The organism is Erythrobacter epiphyticus, assembly GCF_034653295.1.
GTDB lineage: Bacteria > Pseudomonadota > Alphaproteobacteria > Sphingomonadales > Sphingomonadaceae > Erythrobacter.
Genome location: NZ_JAYEEU010000004.1, coordinates 45,064 through 65,175, shown reverse-complemented (window position 1 = coordinate 65,175; position 20,112 = coordinate 45,064). Strand labels below are relative to the sequence as shown.

Sequence of the window (20,112 nt, the reverse complement as noted above, 5' to 3'; positions counted from 1 at the left end):
GCCTACGCGCTTAGCTGGCTGCCCGCAAGGCATCGGCGACAATCTCGTCAAACCGGGCGATCCCGCCTTCAAGTGTGCCAAGCGTGAGGTGATCGAGCGCGCCGCTGGCAAGGCCCTGCTGGCCAAGCTCGGCCGCGCGGAAATCCTCGCTCGCAAACACCCCGCCATCAAGCAGTGCCCAGCTGCGCTCCCAGTGATCGCGCGCCTTTTCCGTGGCTGGCACTTCGGGGATGAGCATGAAATCCTCAACCAGCGTTTCATTATGCGCGCGCGGCATCAGCACCATGACATTCAGGTAATCGGGGCTGGGCACGATGATGGTCGCAGGCAGCAATTGGTAGGCAAAGGTGATCACCCGCCGCAGCGCGGCCATGTCGGTGAGATCGACCCCGGCCATTTCTTCGAGCCGCCCGACCGCCGAGCGCTGGTGCGGGCCAATCTGGTCGCCCGCCGTGATCCCGTCCTTGAAGAAGGGCCCGATGGTGTTCGCGTGGAGCCGGGTGACATGGTAGCTTTCGAGGAAGGCATCCATGATCAGCTTCCAATTGCCTGCCACGCGGTGGGTCTTGCGGCGGAACAGATGCGCTTGCGGCAGGCCGAAGGTGTTCAGATCCTCGCCCAGTGTGATGGCATGGGTGAAATCGGCCTCGGCCTGCGGTGCAAACCAGATCAAGCCGCCCGCCTCGCACGAAGGCAGTTCGGCAAGGCCAAAGGCACCCTTGTCGAGGCCGGGGAAAGTCTCGGGCCGGGGCAGGGCCATCAGGCTGCCATCGAGCCGATAGGTCCACGCATGATAGGGGCACACCAGCCGCTTGGCGCATTGCACCGCGCTGCCTTCGACCAGCCTTGTGCCGCGATGCTGGCAGACATTGAGGAACACGCGCACCCGGCCATCGCCATCGCGGGTGATCAGCAGCGGGCGGCCCGTGCCATCATGCGGCACCGCCATGCCGGGTTCGGGCAGCAGGGCAGAGGGTGCCAGCACTTGCGGCAGACGATCGAACAGCGCGGCCTTTTCAGCGGCGAAGTGTTCGGGGCAGGTGTAATGGCGCGCCGGAACCGTTCGGATGCCCGCGCTGGTCTTTGCCCGCCCGTCGCGGATCGCTTCGGCAAGCGCGAGCTGGCCCGGCGTGGGCGACAATCGGGGCAAATCTGTGGTTGCAGGCCTCATCGCTCTTTTCTCATCCTCTCGTCCGTGCTGAGTGTGCCAGAGATTGCACCCAAGCAAAAGGACAAGCCTTCATGAACGAGATCGGGGCTGCCCCCAGGCAGAGCTGGGCGAGCGCGCTCAAACCCTATCTGGAGAAGGAATCGCTGGCGGCTTTCTTTCTCGGCGTGTCCTCGGGCTTTCCCTATGCGCTGATCGGCGCAACGCTGACTTCGCGGCTGGCACAGGACGGCATCGACAAGAAGACCGTGACGGCCTTCACGCTGGTGTTCCTCGCCTACAACTTCAAGTTCCTGTGGGCCTGGGTGGTTGATGGTGTGCGGCTGCCGGTGCTGGCCAGGCTGGGCCAGCGGGTTTCGTGGATGCTGCTGACGGGCGCTTTGGTGATCGCGGCGGTGGCGAATCTCGCGCTGGTGGACCCGGCGGCGAATATCGGCTGGGTGGCGACCTCGGCGATCCTCGTCGGCGTTGCAGGGGCAACCTTCGATATCGTGATCGATGCCTACCGGATCGAGACGCTCAAGCCCGAACAGCTCGGCGTCGGTTCGGGCATGACCCAATATGGCTGGCGCATCGGCTCGGCCGGCGCGGGCGCGCTGGCGCTGGTGGTGGCGGCGCGCGCGGGGTGGGAGGTTGCCTATCTCGCCTGTGCGACCTTCGCTCTGCCGGCGATGCTGACCGCGCTGGTGCTGGGTGAGCCTGCGCGCCGCCGCATCAAGGAGCGCGCCAAAGGCATCGGCGAGGCGCTGCGCGCGGTCTATGGCCCCTTCACCGAGTTCTTCATGCGCAAGGGCGCACTGCTGGTGCTGTTGTTCATCCTGCTGCACAAGATCGGGGACACGCTGGCGAACCTTACCGTGCGGCTGCTGCTTGATGACAAGGGCTACACCAATGACGAGATCGCGCTTTACGATGTGGGCGTGGGGTTCTGGGCGTTCCTGATCGGGATTTTCATTGGCGGGGTGCTCTATTCGCGTCTCGGCATGAAACGTTCGGTGCTGTTGAGCCTGGTGCTGATGGGCGTCTCCAACCTCAGTTTCGCGATCCTCGCGGCGGTCGACAAGACCAACGCGGGGATGGCGGCGACCTTCCTGTTCGAGAATATCGCGAGCGGTATCGGCGGGGTGACCGTGGTGGCCTATTTCGCGGCTTTGACAGACCTGCGCTTTACCGCCTCGCAATATGCGCTGATCTCGGCGGCGGCGAGCATCGTGGGCCGGGTGCTGACGGGGACGACAGCGGGCGCGCTGGTGGAAAGCTTCGGCTATGTGAACTTCTACCTGTTCACCACGGCCGCCGCGCTGCCGGGGATCATCCTGTTTTGGCTGATGATGCGCGCAGGCCTGATCGACGCCTCGATCGGGACAGCCGGGACCGAAGAGGGCTAGCGCAGCTTACCCCGGCATCTCGCCGTTCAAGCGGAGCGCTTCGCCCGCGAGGTAAAGCGAGCCGGCGATCAGCACCGGCAGGCCATCCTCGGGGATGCGCGTGAAAGCGCCGGGCAGATCAGGCGCCGCTTGCGCTTGCGGCCCGAACGCCTCGGCTGCGAACCATTCATGCCCCGGTACCGGCACGGCCGTGATGCTGGCAAGGCACGGCCCGAGCGGTCCGACCAGCGCGCGCGGGTCTTTCCCCGCGATCATCCCGATCACGAGATGCAGCCGCTGGCCTGCAAAATGCTCTCCCAGCATGGCCCCGGCCTGCGGGTTGTGCCCGCCATCCAGCCACACTGTGCGTGTGCCTGTGAGCGGGCCGGAGACGAGACGCTGCAACCGGGCGGGCCAGCGCGCGGCGGCCAGCCCCTGCGCCATCGCCTCCGGGGTTACGGTGATGCGCTCCTGATGCCGCAGCATGGCGATCGCAAGGCCCGCATTTGCGCTCTGATGTGCACCGGGCAGCGCGGGCAGGGGCAGGGTGAGTGCGCCTTGCGCATCGCGATAGGTGAGCATCGCGCCTGCCGCGCAATCCCATGCTTCGCCTTGCATGGCGAGCGCGGCACCTGCGCGCTGCGCTGCTGCGATCACTTCGCGGTTTGAACCATCCGCATAGCGCAGGCTCACCAGCGGCACGCCTGTTTTGACGATCCCCGCCTTCTCGAAGGCGATCCGCGCCATCGGCTCTTCCGGCGTTCCCGCCTCGGGGGCGAGCAGGAAGCGTTCGTGATCAAGCCCGAGCGCCGCAATCCCGCACGCGGCGATCGCCTCGGGCTCCAGCACATTGGTGGCATCAAACCGCCCGCCGAGCCCGACTTCGACCACGCAGGCATCGACAGGGGTGCGGCTGAACGCGAGGAAGGCAGCGGCGATGGTAACTTCGAAGAAGCTGGGCGCCAGATCAGCGCCCGCATCCAGCACCTCTTCGAGCAGATCGGCCAGAGGATCATCCGCGATCAATTCCCCCGCCAGCCGGATGCGTTCATTGTAGCGCACCAGATGGGGCGAGGTGGTGACGTGGACCTTGTAACCTTGCGCTTCCAGCATCGCGCGCAGGAAGGCGCAGGTGGAGCCCTTGCCATTGGTGCCCGCGACATGAAACACCGGCGGCAGCTTACAATGCGGATTGCCGAGCCGCGCCATCAGTGCACGGATGGTGTCGAGGCCCAGTCGTCCCTGCGGCAGGCTCAGCGCGGCCAGCCGATCAAGCTGCGCCTGCACGCGCGGATCATCCGATTGGCCGAAATCGCGCATCACTCCTCCCCTTCAGGGGAGGGGAAGCACCGAAGGTGGTGGAGGGGCTGGTGCGGCTTTCCGTATAGCGGCTTCAGGGTGGATGGGGGCGCCTGCCCCTCCACCACGCTGCGCATGGTCCCCCTCCCCGTAACGGGGAGGATCATTACGCCGCCTTCACCGGGGTGAGATAGTCGAGCACGCTCGCCAGTGTAGCCTTCAGCTCGTGACGCGGGACCACCATGTCCACCATACCGTGCTTGTGGAGATATTCGGCCCGCTGGAAGCCTTCGGGCAATTGCTCGCGGATCGTGTCCTGGATCACGCGCTGGCCGGCAAAGCCAATGAGTGCGCCGGGCTCGGCAATGTGGATATCGCCGAGCATGGCGTAGCTCGCCGTCACGCCGCCCGTGGTGGGATCAGACAGCACCACGATATAGGGCAGGCCCGCCGCCTTAAGGCGGCGCGTCATCACGGTGGCGCGCGGCATCTGCATGAGGCTGAGAATGCCTTCCTGCATGCGCGCCCCGCCTGCTGCGGTCACGACGATATAGCCGCAGCGCCGGGCAAGGGCGGCTTCGGCGCCCTTGCAGAAGGCCTCGCCCACGGCCATGCCCATCGAGCCGCCCATGAAGCTGAAATCCTGCACGCCGACGACAGCCGGGCGGTTGTCGATGCTGCCCGAGCCGACGACAAAGGCATCGCGGTGCGGGTTGGCAGCGCGCGCAGCCTTCAGGCGATCGGTATATTTCTTGGTGTCGCGGAAGCCGAGCGGGTCTTCGCTGACTTCGGGCATCGGCAGCAATTCAAAGCCGGGATCCAGCAGCATGCCCAGCCGGGCGTCGGCATTGAGCCGCCCGTGATGCCCGCACGAGGGGCAAATCTTGAGATTGGCCTCATAATCCTGGACGAACAGCATCTCGTGACAATTGCTGCACTTGATCCAGAGGTCTTTCTCGGTGGTCTTCTTCTCGGCCGAGAAACCCAGTGAATTGCGGACACGGGTGAACCAGTTCATGCCAGTTGCTCCTGACGGGCAGTGTGGACCGCGTGCGCAAGCGCGGCGGTAAGTTCTTTTAGCTTGGCCGGGGCTTCGGCGCCATATGCGCCGCAAATCTCGACCAGCGCCGAGCCGACGACGACGCCATCAGCGACTTTGGCGATGGCAGCCGCCTGTTCGGGCGTGCGCACGCCAAAGCCTACCGCGACGGGAATGGCGGTCGATTGCTTGATGCGCGCGACATTCTCTTCGATGCTGGCGATCTGCGCCTGCTGCTTGCCGGTGATCCCGGCGACCGAGACATAGTAGAGGAAGCCTTCGCTGCCTGCGAGCACCTGCGGCAGGCGCGCGGCGTCGGTCGTCGGCGTGGCGAGGCGGATCGGGGCGATGCCCTTGGCGCGCAGGGCCGGGCCGAGCGCGTCGTCTTCTTCAGGCGGGATGTCGACGCAGATGACGCCATCGACGCCCGCTGCGGCGGCGGCCGCGGCAAACCATTCCGGCCCGCGCCGCACCATCGGGTTGGCGTAGCCCATCAGCACCAGCGGTACGTTAGGGTGCCGGGCGCGGAAGTCGGCGGCATAGCGCAGCACATCCGCCGTGGTCGTGCCCGCGCCGAGGCTGCGCAGGTTGGCGCTCTGGATCGCGGGGCCATCGGCCATCGGATCGGTGAAGGGCATGCCCAGCTCGATCACATCCGCCCCGGCTTCGACCAGCGCATCGAGATTGGCCGCGGTGTCGCCATCGCCCGCGGTGATGAAGCAGACGAGCGCGGGTGCAGGCTTGCCGAAAACCGAGGCAAAGCGGCTCACAGCGCGACCCCCAGACGCTCCGCCACGGTGAAAATATCCTTGTCGCCGCGCCCGCACAGGTTGGCAAGGATGATGCTGTCCTTGGGCATCGTCGGCGCGACCTTCTTCACGGCGGCGATGGCGTGCGAGGGCTCCAATGCGGGGATGATCCCCTCGGTCGCGCACAGCAACTGGAAGGCGTCCAGCGCTTCCTCGTCGGTGACGGCGGTGTAATCGACGCGGCCGCTTTCCTTCAGCCACGCGTGTTCCGGCCCGATGCCGGGGTAGTCAAGGCCGGCGCTGATCGAGTGGCCTTCGGTGATCTGGCCGTCTGCGTCCTGCAACAGGTAGGTGCGGTTGCCGTGGAGCACGCCGGGCGATCCGCCGAGCAGGCTCGCGGCGTGCTCGTCGCCGTCGAGGCCGTGGCCTGCCGCTTCGACGCCGAGCATCTTCACGCTGGGATCATCGAGGAAGGGGTGGAACAGCCCCAGCGCATTCGATCCGCCGCCGATCGCCGCGACCAGCAGGTCGGGCAGGCGTCCGGTGCGGGCGAGCATCTGCGCGCGGGCTTCCTTGCCGATCACGCTCTGGAAATTGCGCACCATCTCGGGGTAGGGGTGGGGGCCCGCCGCGGTGCCGATGATGTAGAAGGTGTCGTGGACATTGGCGACCCAGTCGCGCAGGCCCTCGTTCATCGCGTCCTTGAGCGTCGCGCCGCCGCTGGTGACGGGGATCACCTCGGCACCGAGCAGCTTCATGCGGAAGACGTTGGGCGACTGCCGCTTCACGTCCTCGGCACCCATGTAGATCACGCAAGGCAGGCCGAAGCGCGCGCAGACCGTCGCCGTGGCGACCCCGTGCTGTCCCGCGCCGGTCTCTGCGATAATGCGGGTCTTGCCCATGCGGATCGCGAGCAGGATCTGGCCGATGCAATTGTTGATCTTGTGCGCACCGGTATGATTGAGCTCGTCGCGCTTGAACCACACCTGTGCGCCGCCGAGTTCCTCGGTCAGGCGCGGCGCGAAATAGAGCGGCGAGGGGCGGCCCACGTAATGTTCGAGCAGATCGTCAAATTCCGCCTGAAACGCGGGGTCAGCCTGTGCCTTGCGGTACTCACGCTCAAGATCGAGCACGAGCGGCATCAGCGTCTCGGCGACATAGCGTCCGCCGAACTCACCAAAATGGCCGCGCTCGTCAGGCTGGTTACGGAAGGAGTTGGGAGAGTTCATCTTTTTTCCGTTCGGGCTGAGCTTGTCGAAGCCCTGTCCTTTCTTCGAGAGTAAGGCGTAGAAAAAGTGCGACCCTTCGACAAGCTCCGGGCGGACGGGCTTCTATGCTTGCATTGCCGCTTTGCAGAAGGCCGCAATCTTGTCCACGTCCTTGATGCCGGGAGAACGCTCGACCCCCGAAGAAGTATCCACCAGCATGGCGCCGGTCAGCCTGATTGCATCGCCGACATTGGCGGCGGTCAGGCCGCCGGCCAGCCCCCAGGGGAGCGGGGCCTGCCAGCCGGCGAGCAAGCTCCAGTCGAAGGCTGTGCCATTGCCGCCGGGCAGGGGGCTATCAGGGGCAGGGGCCGGGGCATCGAGGAGCACCCGATCCGCCGCGCCGCGATAGCGCGCAGCCTGATCGAGCGCGGCCTGATCTTTCACTGCGAGCGCTTTCCACACCTCGACCCCGGTTTCGGCGCGGGTGCGAGCCAGCACATCGGGCGGTTCGCTCCCGTGGAATTGCACGACCTGCGGCCCGACCATACGGATCGCTTCGGTCAAGGCGTGGGGTTCGGGATCCACCACCAGCAGCACCACGCGCGTGGTGTCCGGCAGATCGCGCCGCAGCATGGCGGCCTTGGCCAGCGAGACATGGCGCGGGCTTTTGGGAAAATGCACCAGCCCGATATGGCTCGCCCCGGCCTGCACCGCCGCCGCGATAGTTTCAGGCGTGGAAAGCCCGCAGATTTTGACATAGCGCCGCATAGCGCGCCTCTAGGGCTAATCGAGCGGCTTTTCCAGCACCGCGAAGGTGATGGGCGGATCGCGCAGCACGGGGAAGGGCCGGGTCTCGCCGGTCAGGACATAGCCGCGCCGGACATACCAGGCGATCAGGCTAGTGCGGCTGTCGATGACCGTCATCTCCATCGCGGACAGGCCGATGCTGCGGGCATGAGCTTCCGCAGCATCAAGCAGGCGGCGGCCAAGGCCGCCCGATTGCAAGTTGGGCAGGACACAGAGCATCCCGAGATAGCCAAGCTGCGCGGATTTGCGGGTGACGGCCACACAGCCGATGAGCGTACTGCCCTCCCGCGCGGTGAGGATGGTCACCGCCGGATCGGCGAGCAGGGCATCAAGCTCCGCGCGCGCAATGCGCTCATCATCGAGGATATCGGCCTCGTGGTTCCACCCGGCGCGTGCCGAATCGCCGCGATAGGCGGCTTCGAGCAGGGCCTTGAGCGCAGGCGCGTCGGCGGGCGACGCCGCATCAATCGCTGTCAAAGCGTCGCCTCGATCGCGCGGGCTGCGGCAAGCGGATCGTCGGCGCGGCTGATCGGACGGCCGATCACCAGCACGCTCGCGCCATTGTTGCGCGCCTGCGCCGGCGTGACTACGCGCTTCTGATCGCCGGTGCCATTGCCCGCCGGGCGCAGGCCGGGGACGACGAAAAAGCCATCTTTCCAGGCCTTTTTCACCATGCCGACTTCTTGTCCCGAACACACGATGCCATCGAGGCCCGCGTCATGCGCGAGCTCGGCCAGCCGCATGACTTGGGTCTCGGCGCTGCCATAGACCCCGGTCGCGGTAAGGTCGTTCGCGTCCATGCTCGTGAGCATGGTGACGGCCACGACCTTGCAGCCTTCGGCGGCGGCGGCCTTGGCATCCTCCATCATCGCGCGCCCGCCGCTGGCGTGGACGGTGACGATCGCGGGTTGGTAGACATGGATCGCCTGCATCGCCGAAGCGACAGTGTTGGGGATGTCGTGGAACTTGAGATCAAGGAAGATCGGCAGGCCCAGATGCGCAATTTCGTGCACTCCATGCGAGCCATGGGCGCAGAAGAATTCAAGGCCCAGCTTGACCCCGCCAATATGGCCTTTGACCTTGTTGACCAGCGCCTTGGCCGGCTCGATTTGCGGCACATCGAGCGCCAGATAGATCGGATTGCTCATCTCAGTCGCCGCCCCCATCGCCGCCGCCGCCCCCGTCGCCATCGCCATCGCCATCGCCATCAAAGGCATCCTGATGCGGCTTGTCTAATGCGGGCGATTTCTTGCTGTCACCGGCGGTCACGGCGGCGGGCATCACCGTCGCATCCCCGCCGCTGCTTGCCGGATCCTGGCGCGGCGAAGTCGCCAGCGTCTTGAGCGAGCTTTCGAGATTGCGCACCCGCCGCTTGAGCGCCCATTTCACGCTGAGGTGATAGGCCAGCAGCGGGATGAAGCCGAGCAGGAAGGCCAGCACGATCAGCACCGGCACCTTGGTTTCGAGCACGAGGTTCTCCCAGATCGTCACTTCGACCGGGCGCCAGTTGTAGAAAGAGAAGATCAGCAGCCCGCAGACGAGCGCGATCCAGAGAATGGTGCGAAATACAGCCAAGGAGGGTATCCCTTCGAAAGCCCTACACAGGCGCGTGAAACTAGGCGATTTGCCCGCCGAGTCCAGTTGATGCGCGCAGCCTTACCCGAAGACCCGCGCGAAGATCGTATCGACTTCGCGGAAGTGGTAGGCGAGATCGAACTTCTCGGCCAGCTCTTCGGGTGAAAGCGCGGCGGTCACGTCGCTGTCCGCCTTCAGCAGCTCGAGCAGCGAAACCTTGCCATCCGATTCCCACACCTTCATCGCGTTGCGCTGGACGAGGCGGTAGGCATCCTCGCGGCTGACGCCTGCTTGCGTGAGCGCCAGGAGCACGCGCTGCGAATGGACAAGGCCGCCCATCGCGTCGAGGTTCTTCTGCATCCGTTCGGGGTAGATCAGCAGCTTTTCGACCACGCCCGTGAGCCGTGCCAGCGCGAAATCAAGCGTGATGGTCGCATCCGGCCCGATGAACCGTTCGACCGAGGAGTGCGAGATATCGCGTTCATGCCAGAGCGCGACATTTTCCAGCGCGGGCAGGGCATAGGCACGGATCATGCGCGCCTGCCCGGTGAGGTTTTCGGTGAGAATCGGGTTGCGCTTGTGCGGCATCGCGCTCGAACCCTTCTGGCCGGGCGAGAAATACTCCTCGGCTTCGAGCACTTCGGTGCGCTGGAGGTGACGGATTTCGACGGCAAGCCGCTCGATGCTGCCCGCGATCACCGCCAGCGTGGCGAAATACATCGCATGGCGATCGCGCGGGATCACCTGTGTCGAGACCGGTTCGATGGCAAGGCCAAGCTTCTCGGCGACATGGGCTTCGACGGCGGGATCAACATTGGCAAAGGTGCCGACGGCGCCGGAAATGGCACAGGTCGCGATTTCCTTGCGCGCGGCCACCATGCGTTCGCGGCAGCGGCTGAATTCGGCATAGGCCTGCGCCAGCTTGAGCCCGAAAGTCACCGGTTCGGCATGGATTCCGTGGCTGCGCCCGATGGTGGGCGTGTATTTGTGCTCCATCGCGCGGGTCTTGATCGCGACAAGCAGTGCATCGAGATCAGCGATCAGGATGTCGCTCGCGCGCGCCAGTTGCACCGCCAGCGTGGTATCGAGCACATCGCTGCTCGTCATGCCCTGGTGCATGAAGCGCGCTTCGTCGCCCACCTGCTCCGCCACCCAGGTAAGGAAGGCGATCACATCATGCTTGGTTACGGCCTCGATCGCATCAATCGCCGCAACATCAATCACAGGATTGGTCGCCCACCAGTCCCACAAGGCCTTGGCCGCGCTTTTCGGCACGACGCCAAGCTCGCCGAGCTTTTCGGTGGCATGGGCTTCGATCTCGAACCAGATGCGATAGCGGGCTTCCGGCTCCCACAAGGCGGTCATCGCGGGGCGGGCATAACGGGGGACCATGGTGGCTGTCCTTCAAGCGTAGGGCGGAAAAGTTGCGCTGCCGCTATGCGCCACGGCGCGCAATGGCAAGGGGGCTGGTGCGCGCCGGGTTCAGATCAGGCCCTTGGCGCGCAGGCTGACATGGCCTTCGCGCCCGATGATGACATGATCATGCACCGTGACACCCAGCAGCCGTCCGGCCTCGGCAATGCGCTGCGTGATCTGGATATCGGCGCGGCTCGGCTCGGGACTGCCGCTCGGGTGGTTGTGGACAAGGATCAGCGCCACCGCACCCAGATCCATCGCGCGGCGGATCACCTCGCGCGGATGGATCGCGGCCTCATCAATCGAACCATCGCCGAGATGATGATCGTCGATCAGGCGGTTGCGGGCATCGAGATAAAGCACGCGCACCCGTTCGACGGTGAGATGCGCCATGTCGATGGCAAGATAATCGAGCAACGCCTGCCAACTCGCCAGCACGGGCTTGGCCACGACTTCGCTGCGCGCCATGCGCCGCGCCGCCACCGCCACGATCCGCAGCGCCGCCGCGCTGGTTTCGCCCATGCCCTTGACCCGCATGAGCGCCGCCGGATCAGCATTGAGCACAGCGGCAAGGCTGCCGAATTGGGCAAGCAAGGCTTTGGCAATAGGCTTGGTATCGCCGCGCGGATTGCCGGCAAACAGCAGGAATTCGAGCACTTCGTAATCGGCGAGCGCTTCTGCCCCGCCTTTGATCAGCCGTTCACGCAGCCGTGCGCGGTGCCCGGCGCCGGCCACAACGCCCGCATCCGAATGCATGCCTGCCGCACCGCCGCTTTTGCGGGCCGGTTCGGGGAAATCGAAAAGCGCTTCATCTTGCGGCAAGTGCGACCCTCGCAAAGAAGTTTCCCGTTGCTTCATTGCCTTTGCCGGGAGTTGCTTGCAAGTGTCGCATCCGATGGAGCCGTCCGTTGAGCCCGAAACCGGTAACCCCTTGAAGTCACACAGCGGTGTGCGACTCTGGCCGCGCCGCTGGCGTTATCGGGTGCTGCTGGTGTGCGCCGTGCTGCTGATGATCTCGGGCAGCGCGACGTGGCTCGGGCGCGAGCAGATCGCGGGTAATCTGATTGATTCCTACCTTACCGAACGGGGCGTGGCAGCGCGCTACAGCGTGCTTGAGATCGGCCCCAACCGGCAGGTGATCGCTGATCTTGCGGTCGGCGATCCGGCGGCGCCCGATCTGACAGCCAAGCGAGTCGTGGTCGAAACCGGGTTCGGCCTGTTCGGGGCGACGGTTGAACGTGTGGTGATCGACGAAGCACGCCTGCATGGCACCATCCGCGGCGCCAGGCTCAGCTTCGGCGCGCTTGATCCGCTGATCTTCACTGACAGCACCGAACCTGCCCGGTTGCCCGCGATCCGCGTGGCCCTGCGCGATGCGCGCGCCCGGATCGCAAGCGACTTCGGCGTGATCGGTGCCAAGCTTGAAGGGAAAGGCCAGCTTGATGATGGCTTTGCGGGCGAGCTGGCATTAACCGCGCCGGGAATCGGCACGGCAGACTGTCGCGCTGCGCAGGCCAGCCTCTATGGGGCGCTGACCACCGCAGAAGGTGAGGCGACGCTCACCGGCCCGCTGCGTCTGGCCGAGGTCGCCTGCGGTCCGGCGCGGATGGCGCGCGCTGATATCGGCAGCACGATCACGCTGGGCGCAAACCTCGATAGCGCGCGTGGCACCTTCGCCATCACCGCGCAGCAGCTTACCGCAGATGGCGCCGCGCTTGACCGGGCGAGCGGGCAAGCAACGGCTGCAGTCTCGGCCAACGGCATCGCGCTCGATCATGAAATCGCCCTGCAAGGTCTCGCGCTGGCACCCGCCACCATCGGCCGCGCCAATGCCAAGGGCAGCTGGCGGATGGCGCGTGGGGCGGCCCGCAGCGAATGGACTGGCACGCTGACCGCGCGCGAGATTACGCTGATGGAGGCTGTTACCAGGGAACTGACGGCGGCGCGCAGCGCGGTAAAGGACACGCTGCTCGAACCCTTGCTGGCGCAAATCAGCAACGGCCTGGGGCGGACGCTTACGGGGGCGAGCTTCACCAGCGAGGCGATCCTCCGGATGACAGACGCCGATACGCGCCTCATCATTCCCGAAGCGCGGCTGCGCAGCGGCGCAGGGGACGTGATGGTCGCGCTGTCGCAGGTCAACTGGAGCCTTGGCGCGGGGCGTGAAGGGGCACGGCGCGGCAATTTCATCACCGGCGGTGCGGGCTTGCCCCGGATCAATGGCCGCATGTCGCAGGACAAGGCTGGCGGCTTTGCGCTGCGGTTGGCGATGGCGGATTATCAGGCGGGCGATAGCCGCGTGGCGATCCCGCGTTTCACGGCAGAGCGCAGTGCAGGCGGCGCGTATCGTTTCACCGGCCTCGTCGCGGCGAGTGGCCGCTTGCCCGGCGGACGAATCACCGGGCTCGAAGCGCCGCTCGAAGGGCGCTGGAGCGCCGGTGAGGGGCTGATCTTGGGGACGCGCTGCGCGGATTGGCGCTTTGCCGGATTGCAGCTCGGCACGCTGGATCTGGGCGCGCGCAAGCTCACCCTGTGCCCCGCCGAGGGCGCGCGCGCCATGCTGCGCTATGCCGATACACTGACGGTTGCGGCGGCGACGTCGCGGCTTGATCTTTCAGGTAGAATGGACGCGACACCGACCTGGCTTGTCGCGGCGCGTGCGGTGCTGCGCTATCCCGGCCCACTGGTGATCGAAGAGGTTGATCTGCAACTGGGCGAGGGTAGCGATCAGACCCGTCTGGCAATCGCGAGCCTGAGCGGGCGCCTTGGCGAAACCCCCGAAGGCACCTTTGCCGGCGGGGCAGGGCGGCTTGCAGGCGTGCCGCTTGATCTGGCAGCCTTGGAAGGGCGTTGGCGCTATGCCGATGGCGCACTGGCGATTTCTGACGCGCGCTTCCGCCTGTCAGACCGCAGCGATGGCCAGCCGCGCTTTGAACCGCTGGCCGGGGAGGAGGGGAGCCTGACGTGGCAAGGCGATGCGATCACGGCAGAAGCGGCGCTGCGTCACCCGGCCTCGGTAGCAAAGATCGCCGCGATCAGTCTCAGCCATGATCTGGCGCGCGCGGCGGGCCGCGCTGACATAAAGGTTGATGATCTGCGCTTTGGCCCCGGTTTGGATATCGAGGATCTCACCTATCTGGCGAAGGGTGTGGTGGCTTCGGCCAGTGGCACGGTGAACGGCACCGGGCGGATCATGTGGTCGGGCGACAAGGTCACGAGCAATGGCAGGTTCCGCACCGATGGCCTTGATTTTGCAGCAGCTTTCGGGCCGGTAAAGGGTCTCAAAGGAGAAGTCGTCTTCACCGATCTCCTTGCGCTGACGACAGCGCCCGATCAGCGGCTCGACATCGCAGCGATCAACACCGGTGTCGAAGTGCTCGACGGGCGCATCCGCTTTGCCCTGACCGATGGGACCCTGATCACGCTGGCCGATGCGCGCTGGCCTTTCATGGGAGGCGAATTGGTGCTTCGGCCGGTGACGCTCGATTTCGGGCGGCCTTCGGAAAAGCGCTATGTCTTCGAGATCACCGGGCTTGATGCCGCTGTCTTCATCGCCGAAATGGAGCTGACCAATCTGGGCGCAACGGGGGTGTTTGATGGCGTGGTGCCGATTGTCTTCGATGCCAGCGGCAATGGCCGGATCGAGAACGGGTTGCTCGGCGCGCGCCCGCCCGGCGGCAACATCGCCTATGTCGGCGATCTCACCTACGAGGACATGGGCGCGATCAGCAATTATGCGTTCCGTGCGCTGCGCAGCCTCGATTACCGTGAGATGAGCGTGGTGCTGGGTGGCAGCCTGACCGGCGAGATCATCAGCAAGTTCCAGTTTGATGGGGTGCGACAAGGGGTGGGCACCAGCCGCAATTTCATCACCCGGCGCCTCGCCAAGCTGCCGATCCTTTTCCGGGTCAATGTGAAGGCCGAAAGCTTCTTCGAACTTTCCACTGTGGTGCGATCATTCTTTGATGTCAGCTTCCTCGGCAATCCGGTTGATCGCGGCCTGCTCAAGCTGGAGAATGGCCGCTTCGTGCCGACCCAGCGCCCGTCTTCACCCGGCGATGTGCCAGCGGCCAAGGTGCCGCCCGCCTTGCGCCCCGGCGACAAATCCGTTCAACCTCCTGAAAGCGACGATCGACCATGACAGCATGCATAACAACCGCATCGCAGGCCCGTTCACGCAGGCCGCGCGGTGCCGCAACAGGCCGGACGGTGCAGGGCAGCCTCACGCGGGCCGGGATGGCGTTGGTGCTGGCCGGGGGCATGACCTCGGGCTGCATCAATATTGCCGCTCCCGATGAACCGATCGTGATCGAGCTCAACATCAATATCCGGCAGGAAGTGATTTACCGTCTGGCGGCGGATGCCGCCAACACGATTGACGAGAACGAGGACATTTTCTGATCTGGCTGCGCAACGCGGCACGATCATTTCGGGAGGCATTACCATGCACAGGCTATCGCGGTTTGCTCCGGCGGCCCTTTTCATCGCTCTTGGCCTGATGGCCGCACCGGCTCTGGCTGATCGGGACCCGGCCTATGCCAGCGCCCGCGCGGCCGGGCAGATCGGCGAACAGCCCGATGGCTATCTCGGGATTGTCGGGTCCCCCACAACGGAGCTGAGGAAGCTGGTTGATGACATCAACATCAAACGGCGCGCGCTGTATTCCACCAAGGCGCAGCAGAACAATGTGACGCTGGAAGCCTATGCACTCACCTCCGGGTGTCAGGCGATCCTGCGCACCACGCCGGGCGAGATGTACCGCACGCCCGAAGGCAAGTGGAAGGCTCGCACCAGTGACGCGCCCGAGCGGGATCCGCGCTGTCCGTAAGGCGCGGCGCAACAGATGCTGCGCGCGGCGCATCATATCTTGTGCAGATGCGAAGCTTTCTATGAAAGCCGCGGTTGACTTGCCATTTGCCCCCTTCTAAGGGGGCGGCGCCCTCGGCGGGCACCTCGTTTGCGCTTGCCCGTTTGCGCTTTAGCGGAGATTGGCATGAGCGATGAAAAGCCCGCCCGGGAGCCTGTTGCCGAAGATGCGCGGATGACTGCGCTCGAAGCGCGGCTTAAAGCCGCCCGCGAGCGTGAGGAAGAGCGCAACCGGCCAAAATCCGAGGGTGCCAGCGCGGATTACCGCATCGGCAACCGGGTTCTGGCCGATCTTCTCGGCGGGCTGTTCGGCGGCTTTGTGATCGGTTGGGTGATAGACACCTTCGCCGGAACATCGCCCTGGGGTCTGTTGGTGATGCTGGCCTTCGGGATCATCGTTGCCTTCAGGAATATCATTCGTACGGCTCAGACGCGTCCTGAGGGTGCGGCCGACGAGCAGAACACGGGCACTTGAACAGGTCCGCTGCTCGATGGCTTTGCCGGGGCGCGTTTCATGCAATTGACAGGGATCCAAATCGTGGCAGCCTCTGAAGGCAAGGTCGATCCGATGAAGCAATTCCAGATCGAGCCGCTGTTCGGCTCGGACTGGGCCATTGGCGGATACAACATCGCGTTCACCAATTCGGCTTTGTGGATGGCGATTGCGACTGTCCTGCTGTGGGTGTTCGTGGCCGGCGGCATGAAGCGCCAGCTGGTGCCCGGTCGTTGGCAGATGGCGGTGGAAACCTTCACCACCTTCATCGACGACATGCTCGAAGCCAATGTCGGCAAGGAAGGGCGCAAGTATGTGCCCTATGTCTTCAGCCTCTTCATGTTCATCCTGTTCGCCAACCTGCTCGGCTTGCTGCCGATTGGCCTGTTCGGCGTCCACCCCTTCACCTTCACCAGCCACTTTACCGTCACCGGCGTGCTGGCGATCCTCAGCTTCTCGATCGTGCTGATCGTTGGCTTCGGCAAGCACGGGCTGCACTTCTTCAGCCTCTTCGTGCCCCACGGCACGCCTGCGCCGATGATCCTCCCGATCGCGCTCATCGAATTCTTCTCGTTCCTGATCCGCCCGTTCAGCCTCGCGCTGCGTCTCTTTGTGGCGATGATGGCCGGGCACGTGCTGCTCAAGGTGCTGTCGAGCTTCGTGATCGACGGGGCCAATGCGGGCCTTGGCATCGGCGTGCTGGTGGGCATCCCCAGCTTCGCCCTGATGGTGGCGATCAGCGCGCTCGAAATTCTGGTGGCAGGCATCCAGGCCTATGTGTTTGCCCTGCTGACCTCGCTCTACATCAATGATGCCGAGCACCTTCACTGAGTTTTTCCCACCCTTTCTTCTCACAGTTTTTTCCCAAAGGAGTTTTTCAAATGGAAGCAGAAGCAGCCAAGCTCGTCGGTGCGGGTCTTGCAGCCATCGGCGCCGGCATGGCCGCCATTGGCGTGGGTAACGTGTTCGGCTCGTTCCTCGAAAGCGCCCTGCGCAACCCGGGCGCCGCGGATGGCCAGCAGGGCCGTCTGTTCATCGGCTTCGCCGCTGCCGAACTTCTTGGCCTGCTGGCGTTCGTCGTGGCGATGATCCTGATCTTCGTCGCCTAAGATCTGAAAGCGTTCGGAGCGTGGCGGGCTTGTTGCCGGCCGCGCTCCCGATGCCTGTTTTTTCCTGCTCATCGGGACCACGCGCTCATGCCCCAGATAGCCCAGCTTGCCGATACCTACGCCAGTCAGGTGTTCTGGCTGCTGATCTTTTTCGGCTTCACTTTCTTCGTGATCGGGATGGGCATGGTGCCCAAGATCATGGGGACGGTCGAGCTGCGTGACGCACAGATCACGGGCGATCTTGCCGCTGCGCAGGCCGCCCGCGATGCAGCCAATGCGCAGGAAGAGGCCTGGAAGAAGCGCGAAAGTGAAAACCGCGCTGCCGCCCAGGCTGTGATTGCCGAGGCCAAGACCAAGGCCGCCAAGGACAGTGAAGCCAAGCTGGCCAAGGCGCAGACCAAGATCGATGTTCGCATTGCCGAGGCAGAGGCCGAAATCTCAGCGGCGCGTACCAGCGCTATGGCGGAAATCGAAAGCGTCGCTGCCGAAGCTGCGCAGGATATCGTTGCCCGTCTGGCCGGGGCCAAGGTTGACAAGCGCAGTGCGCGCTCTGCCGTGAAGGAGGCTCTGGCTCATGGCTGACATTCTCATGCTTCTCGCGAGTGCGGCGGATGGTCACGCCGAACCGGCTGCGCTCGGGCTTGATTCCTACCAGTGGGTCGGCCTCGCGATGTTCCTGCTCATCGCCGTGATGGTCTGGAAGAAGGTTCCGGGCATGATCACCGGCGGGCTTGATGCCAGGATCGCCGAGATCGCCAAGCAGCTCGATGAAGCCAAGGGCCTGCGTGCCGAAGCCGAAGCGCTGCGCGATGAATATGTCGCCAAGATCGCAGCGGCTGAAAAGGATGCCGCCGCCATGCGCGAAGGCGCGCAGGCTGAAGCCGATGCTCTGGTCGCCAAGGCCAAGACCGACAGCGAAGCCATGGTGGCGCGCCGCCAGAAGATGGCTGAAGACAAGATCACCGCAGCTGAGCGTGAAGCGATTGCCGAGGTCAAGGCCAAGGTGGTGGCTGCCGCCGCGGCCGCTTCGGCCAAGCTGATTGCGGCGAAGCATGATGCAGCCGCGGACAAGGCGCTCGCTGACGAGGTGATTGCCTCGCTCTGAGATCAGCGCACGTTTGATGATTTGCGAAAGGCGGCCCTGCGAAGGGTCGCCTTTCGTGTTTTCAGGCACCGGGCTCGAACACGACCTTGCCGACCAACGCGCGGCACGCCATCGCTTCGAAGCCCTCGCGCCAGCGCGACAGGGGCAAGGTGCGGTCGATCGCGGGGGTGATGCGGCCCGCCTCGGCAAGCGCGCGGATTGCCTGATTGATTGCGCGTCCGCGATCCGGGAAGCGGCGGGCATATTCACCGGCGCGCAGGCCCACGATGCTGAATCCCTTGATCAACGGGATGTTGGTGGAGACATCGGCAATCCGTCCGCTGGTGAAGCCGACCACGATGAGCTTCCCGCCGAAAGTGACGCAGCGGGTTGATTCGTCGAACACGTCGCCCCCTACCGGATCGAACACGATATCGGCGAGCGCGCCGCCGTTGCGCTCCGCCACCGCATCGCGGAAGCGCCCTTCGGCGAGGATTACGGCGTCAGGGTGGGCGAGGGCGGCGATCCGTTCGATCTTGTCGGGTGAGCCGGTGGTGGCGATCACAGGCGCGCCGAGCGCCCGTGCGAGATCGCAGGCGGCAAGGCCGACCCCGCCGCTTGCGCCGTGAACCAGCACCCATTGGCCCTCGCGCAAGCCGCCCAGTTCGACAAGGCCGGTATAGGCTGTCGAATAGGCCGCCCCCATGGCGGCAGCGGCGGCGAAGTCCATCCCCACCGGCATGGGCGAGAGCTTGTCAGCGGGGACACTTGCGATTTCGGCAAAGGCGCCGGTCTTGTTGCCCCCCATCACCCGGTCCCCGGGCGCAAAGCCGCTGTCGGGATCGGCTTCGATCACTTCTCCGGCGAATTCCAGCCCGCTGGTGAAAGGCACCGCGGGTTTGAACTGGTATTCCCCGCGCGTCATGAGCAGGTCGGGGAAATTGAGCGAGGCGGCGCGCACGCGCACCAACACCTCGCCGGCAGCGCGGGTAGGCAGGGGAAGGTCGGCAAGGGCCACGCCAGACAGATCAGGCGTAAGCTGGGTGACGACGAGCGCTTGCATCAGGTTTCGCCGTCATTGCGAGCAAAGCGAAGCAATCCAGAGCGGACGGCGCAAAGCTCTGGATTGCCACGGCGACTGCGTCGCCTCGCAATGACAAAGGGCAGGATCAGAAATTGTCCTTTGCCGCCCGCAGCGCTGCAAAGGTCTCGTACGGCGCGCTGCCGCCCCATTTCGCCATCAGCGCAGGATCATCCGCGCGCAGGAAGGGATTGGTCGCCAGCTCCCGCTTGAGCGTGGTGGGCACCGTCCATTCGCCCTTGGCGCGCTTGGCGGCGATTTCATCAGAATAGGCCTGCAAAGCGGCGTTGTCGGGATCGGCATGGAGCGCGAACCTGGCGTTCGAGGCCGTATATTCATGGGCGCAATAGAGCAGGGTTTCAGGCGGCCATGCCTTGATGCGGCTGAGGCTGTCCCAGAACTGCTTTGGCTGGCCTTCGAACATCCGGCCGCAGCCCAGCGCGAAGACCGCATCGCCGACAAAGGCAAGGCCCGCTTGCGGCAGATGATAGGCGATGTGGCCATTGGTGTGGCCCGACACATCAACAACCTGTGCCGCTTCGCCCCCGATCAGCGCGGTGTCGCCATGGCTGACGATGCGATCAATCGGGAACTTGCCCTCGATCTCGGCAGGGCCGGTGATGCTGCACCCCGTCGCCGCCTTGATCGCTTCATTGCCGCCGGCATGATCCGGGTGCCAATGCGTGTTCCAGATCTGGGTGATGCGCCAGCCCTTGAGATCAGCTTGCCGGAGATATTCGGCCGCATCAGGCGTATCAATGGCGATGGTTTCGTGGCTGTCGGTATCGTGCAGCAGATAGCCGTAATTATCCGACAGGCAGGGAAATTGATGAACGGTCAGCATGGGCAGA

The 20,112-nt window shown here is 64.9% G+C and carries 22 protein-coding genes; 9 read left to right on the top strand and 13 right to left on the bottom strand.

The window, feature by feature from the left end; genetic code table 11:
- Positions 1 to 10: 10 nt before the first annotated feature.
- Positions 11 to 1,171: an aromatic ring-hydroxylating oxygenase subunit alpha gene (locus tag SOQ14_RS02330; protein ID WP_322896434.1), complete on the bottom strand. Its 1,161-nt coding sequence runs from the start codon at positions 1,169 to 1,171 to the stop codon at positions 11 to 13.
- Between the two features lie 71 nt (positions 1,172 to 1,242).
- Between SOQ14_RS02330 and SOQ14_RS02325 the strand changes: the two genes are divergently transcribed.
- The gene (locus tag SOQ14_RS02325; RefSeq protein WP_322896433.1) at positions 1,243 to 2,556 is read left to right on the top strand and encodes an AmpG family muropeptide MFS transporter; all 1,314 of its coding nucleotides are present in this window, start codon (positions 1,243 to 1,245) and stop codon (positions 2,554 to 2,556) included.
- Between the two features lie 6 nt (positions 2,557 to 2,562).
- Here the strand turns inward: SOQ14_RS02325 and SOQ14_RS02320 are convergent, their stop codons facing one another.
- From SOQ14_RS02320 to radC, 10 genes are all read right to left on the bottom strand, one after another.
- Entirely contained in the window at positions 2,563 to 3,855 is a 1,293-nt protein-coding gene (locus SOQ14_RS02320) for a bifunctional folylpolyglutamate synthase/dihydrofolate synthase (protein WP_322896432.1), read from the bottom strand.
- Positions 3,856 to 4,000: 145 nt separating this feature from the next.
- Positions 4,001 to 4,852, bottom strand: coding sequence for an acetyl-CoA carboxylase, carboxyltransferase subunit beta (gene accD, locus SOQ14_RS02315; RefSeq protein ID WP_322896431.1), 852 nt, complete (start codon positions 4,850 to 4,852; stop codon positions 4,001 to 4,003).
- Positions 4,849 to 5,643, bottom strand: a complete 795-nt coding sequence (gene trpA / locus SOQ14_RS02310) for a tryptophan synthase subunit alpha (protein WP_322896430.1) — start codon at positions 5,641 to 5,643, stop codon at positions 4,849 to 4,851. The genes accD and trpA overlap by 4 nt, the downstream gene beginning before the upstream one ends.
- Positions 5,640 to 6,851: a tryptophan synthase subunit beta gene (gene trpB, locus SOQ14_RS02305; RefSeq protein WP_322896429.1), complete on the bottom strand. Its 1,212-nt coding sequence runs from the start codon at positions 6,849 to 6,851 to the stop codon at positions 5,640 to 5,642. Before trpB ends, trpA begins: the two co-directional genes overlap by 4 nt.
- Before the next feature lie 102 nt (positions 6,852 to 6,953).
- The gene (locus tag SOQ14_RS02300; RefSeq protein ID WP_322896428.1) at positions 6,954 to 7,598 is read right to left on the bottom strand and encodes a phosphoribosylanthranilate isomerase; all 645 of its coding nucleotides are present in this window, start codon (positions 7,596 to 7,598) and stop codon (positions 6,954 to 6,956) included.
- Between the two features lie 15 nt (positions 7,599 to 7,613).
- Positions 7,614 to 8,114 (bottom strand): GNAT family N-acetyltransferase, encoded by a 501-nt coding sequence (locus tag SOQ14_RS02295; RefSeq protein ID WP_322896427.1) that lies wholly within the window; start codon positions 8,112 to 8,114, stop codon positions 7,614 to 7,616.
- Positions 8,111 to 8,785, bottom strand: a complete 675-nt coding sequence (pyrF, locus tag SOQ14_RS02290) for an orotidine-5'-phosphate decarboxylase (RefSeq protein WP_322896708.1) — start codon at positions 8,783 to 8,785, stop codon at positions 8,111 to 8,113. The genes SOQ14_RS02295 and pyrF overlap by 4 nt, the downstream gene beginning before the upstream one ends.
- Before the next feature lies 1 nt (position 8,786).
- Entirely contained in the window at positions 8,787 to 9,212 is a 426-nt protein-coding gene (locus tag SOQ14_RS02285; RefSeq protein WP_322896426.1) for a LapA family protein, read from the bottom strand.
- Positions 9,213 to 9,293: 81 nt separating this feature from the next.
- Positions 9,294 to 10,604: an adenylosuccinate lyase gene (gene purB, locus SOQ14_RS02280; protein WP_322896425.1), complete on the bottom strand. Its 1,311-nt coding sequence runs from the start codon at positions 10,602 to 10,604 to the stop codon at positions 9,294 to 9,296.
- Between the two features lie 90 nt (positions 10,605 to 10,694).
- Positions 10,695 to 11,384 (bottom strand): RadC family protein, encoded by a 690-nt coding sequence (gene radC, locus SOQ14_RS02275; RefSeq protein ID WP_322896707.1) that lies wholly within the window; start codon positions 11,382 to 11,384, stop codon positions 10,695 to 10,697.
- Between the two features lie 139 nt (positions 11,385 to 11,523).
- Between radC and SOQ14_RS02270 the strand changes: the two genes are divergently transcribed.
- The 8 genes from SOQ14_RS02270 (at position 11,524) to SOQ14_RS02235 (ending at position 18,201) form a co-directional block, all read left to right on the top strand.
- On the top strand, positions 11,524 to 14,769 hold the full coding sequence (locus SOQ14_RS02270) for an intermembrane phospholipid transport protein YdbH family protein (RefSeq protein WP_322896424.1): 3,246 nt from the start codon (positions 11,524 to 11,526) through the stop codon (positions 14,767 to 14,769).
- Positions 14,766 to 15,029, top strand: coding sequence for a YnbE family lipoprotein (locus tag SOQ14_RS14450; RefSeq protein WP_416232716.1), 264 nt, complete (start codon positions 14,766 to 14,768; stop codon positions 15,027 to 15,029). Before SOQ14_RS02270 ends, SOQ14_RS14450 begins: the two co-directional genes overlap by 4 nt.
- A 97-nt stretch (positions 15,030 to 15,126) precedes the next feature.
- Positions 15,127 to 15,456: a YdbL family probable chaperone protein gene (locus SOQ14_RS02260; protein ID WP_322896423.1), complete on the top strand. Its 330-nt coding sequence runs from the start codon at positions 15,127 to 15,129 to the stop codon at positions 15,454 to 15,456.
- Between the two features lie 165 nt (positions 15,457 to 15,621).
- A complete protein-coding gene (locus tag SOQ14_RS02255; RefSeq protein ID WP_322896422.1) occupies positions 15,622 to 15,969 on the top strand; it encodes an AtpZ/AtpI family protein in 348 nt (115 codons plus the stop codon).
- A 93-nt stretch (positions 15,970 to 16,062) separates the two neighbouring features.
- A complete protein-coding gene (locus SOQ14_RS02250) occupies positions 16,063 to 16,818 on the top strand; it encodes a F0F1 ATP synthase subunit A (protein WP_527194245.1) in 756 nt (251 codons plus the stop codon).
- 50 nt (positions 16,819 to 16,868) lie between these two features.
- Positions 16,869 to 17,096 (top strand): F0F1 ATP synthase subunit C, encoded by a 228-nt coding sequence (locus tag SOQ14_RS02245; RefSeq protein WP_027442220.1) that lies wholly within the window; start codon positions 16,869 to 16,871, stop codon positions 17,094 to 17,096.
- 87 nt (positions 17,097 to 17,183) lie between these two features.
- Positions 17,184 to 17,678 carry a F0F1 ATP synthase subunit B family protein gene (locus SOQ14_RS02240; RefSeq protein WP_322896420.1) on the top strand — a complete coding sequence of 165 codons (495 nt, stop codon included), beginning with the start codon at positions 17,184 to 17,186 and terminating at the stop codon, positions 17,676 to 17,678.
- A complete protein-coding gene (locus tag SOQ14_RS02235; RefSeq protein WP_322896419.1) occupies positions 17,671 to 18,201 on the top strand; it encodes a F0F1 ATP synthase subunit B family protein in 531 nt (176 codons plus the stop codon). The genes SOQ14_RS02240 and SOQ14_RS02235 overlap by 8 nt, the downstream gene beginning before the upstream one ends.
- Positions 18,202 to 18,262: 61 nt before the next feature.
- Here the strand turns inward: SOQ14_RS02235 and SOQ14_RS02230 are convergent, their stop codons facing one another.
- The gene (locus SOQ14_RS02230) at positions 18,263 to 19,243 is read right to left on the bottom strand and encodes an NADPH:quinone oxidoreductase family protein (protein WP_322896418.1); all 981 of its coding nucleotides are present in this window, start codon (positions 19,241 to 19,243) and stop codon (positions 18,263 to 18,265) included.
- A 106-nt stretch (positions 19,244 to 19,349) separates the two neighbouring features.
- A complete protein-coding gene (gene gloB, locus SOQ14_RS02225; RefSeq protein ID WP_322896417.1) occupies positions 19,350 to 20,105 on the bottom strand; it encodes a hydroxyacylglutathione hydrolase in 756 nt (251 codons plus the stop codon).
- Between the last annotated feature and the right edge of the window lie 7 nt (positions 20,106 to 20,112).

Bases quoted from the DNA above. Each gene is read 5' to 3' on its own strand.
- SOQ14_RS02230 (WP_322896418.1), bottom strand. From the start codon at position 19,243: ATGCAAGCGCTCGTCGTCACCCAGCTTACGCCTGATCTGTCTGGCGTG.
- SOQ14_RS02255 (WP_322896422.1), top strand. From the start codon at position 15,622: ATGAGCGATGAAAAGCCCGCCCGGGAGCCTGTTGCCGAAGATGCGCGG.
- SOQ14_RS02245 (WP_027442220.1), top strand. From the start codon at position 16,869: ATGGAAGCAGAAGCAGCCAAGCTCGTCGGTGCGGGTCTTGCAGCCATC.
- accD (WP_322896431.1), bottom strand. From the start codon at position 4,852: ATGAACTGGTTCACCCGTGTCCGCAATTCACTGGGTTTCTCGGCCGAG.
- trpB (WP_322896429.1), bottom strand. From the start codon at position 6,851: ATGAACTCTCCCAACTCCTTCCGTAACCAGCCTGACGAGCGCGGCCAT.
- SOQ14_RS02250 (WP_527194245.1), top strand. From the start codon at position 16,063: ATGAAGCAATTCCAGATCGAGCCGCTGTTCGGCTCGGACTGGGCCATT.
- SOQ14_RS02300 (WP_322896428.1), bottom strand. From the start codon at position 7,598: ATGCGGCGCTATGTCAAAATCTGCGGGCTTTCCACGCCTGAAACTATC.
- SOQ14_RS02325 (WP_322896433.1), top strand. From the start codon at position 1,243: ATGAACGAGATCGGGGCTGCCCCCAGGCAGAGCTGGGCGAGCGCGCTC.
- SOQ14_RS02320 (WP_322896432.1), bottom strand. From the start codon at position 3,855: ATGCGCGATTTCGGCCAATCGGATGATCCGCGCGTGCAGGCGCAGCTT.
- SOQ14_RS14450 (WP_416232716.1), top strand. From the start codon at position 14,766: ATGACAGCATGCATAACAACCGCATCGCAGGCCCGTTCACGCAGGCCG.
- SOQ14_RS02270 (WP_322896424.1), top strand. From the start codon at position 11,524: ATGGAGCCGTCCGTTGAGCCCGAAACCGGTAACCCCTTGAAGTCACAC.
- SOQ14_RS02240 (WP_322896420.1), top strand. From the start codon at position 17,184: ATGCCCCAGATAGCCCAGCTTGCCGATACCTACGCCAGTCAGGTGTTC.
- purB (WP_322896425.1), bottom strand. From the start codon at position 10,604: ATGGTCCCCCGTTATGCCCGCCCCGCGATGACCGCCTTGTGGGAGCCG.
- SOQ14_RS02260 (WP_322896423.1), top strand. From the start codon at position 15,127: ATGGCCGCACCGGCTCTGGCTGATCGGGACCCGGCCTATGCCAGCGCC.
- pyrF (WP_322896708.1), bottom strand. From the start codon at position 8,785: ATGAGCAATCCGATCTATCTGGCGCTCGATGTGCCGCAAATCGAGCCG.
- radC (WP_322896707.1), bottom strand. From the start codon at position 11,384: ATGCATTCGGATGCGGGCGTTGTGGCCGGCGCCGGGCACCGCGCACGG.
- SOQ14_RS02235 (WP_322896419.1), top strand. From the start codon at position 17,671: ATGGCTGACATTCTCATGCTTCTCGCGAGTGCGGCGGATGGTCACGCC.
- gloB (WP_322896417.1), bottom strand. From the start codon at position 20,105: ATGCTGACCGTTCATCAATTTCCCTGCCTGTCGGATAATTACGGCTAT.
- SOQ14_RS02330 (WP_322896434.1), bottom strand. From the start codon at position 1,171: ATGAGGCCTGCAACCACAGATTTGCCCCGATTGTCGCCCACGCCGGGC.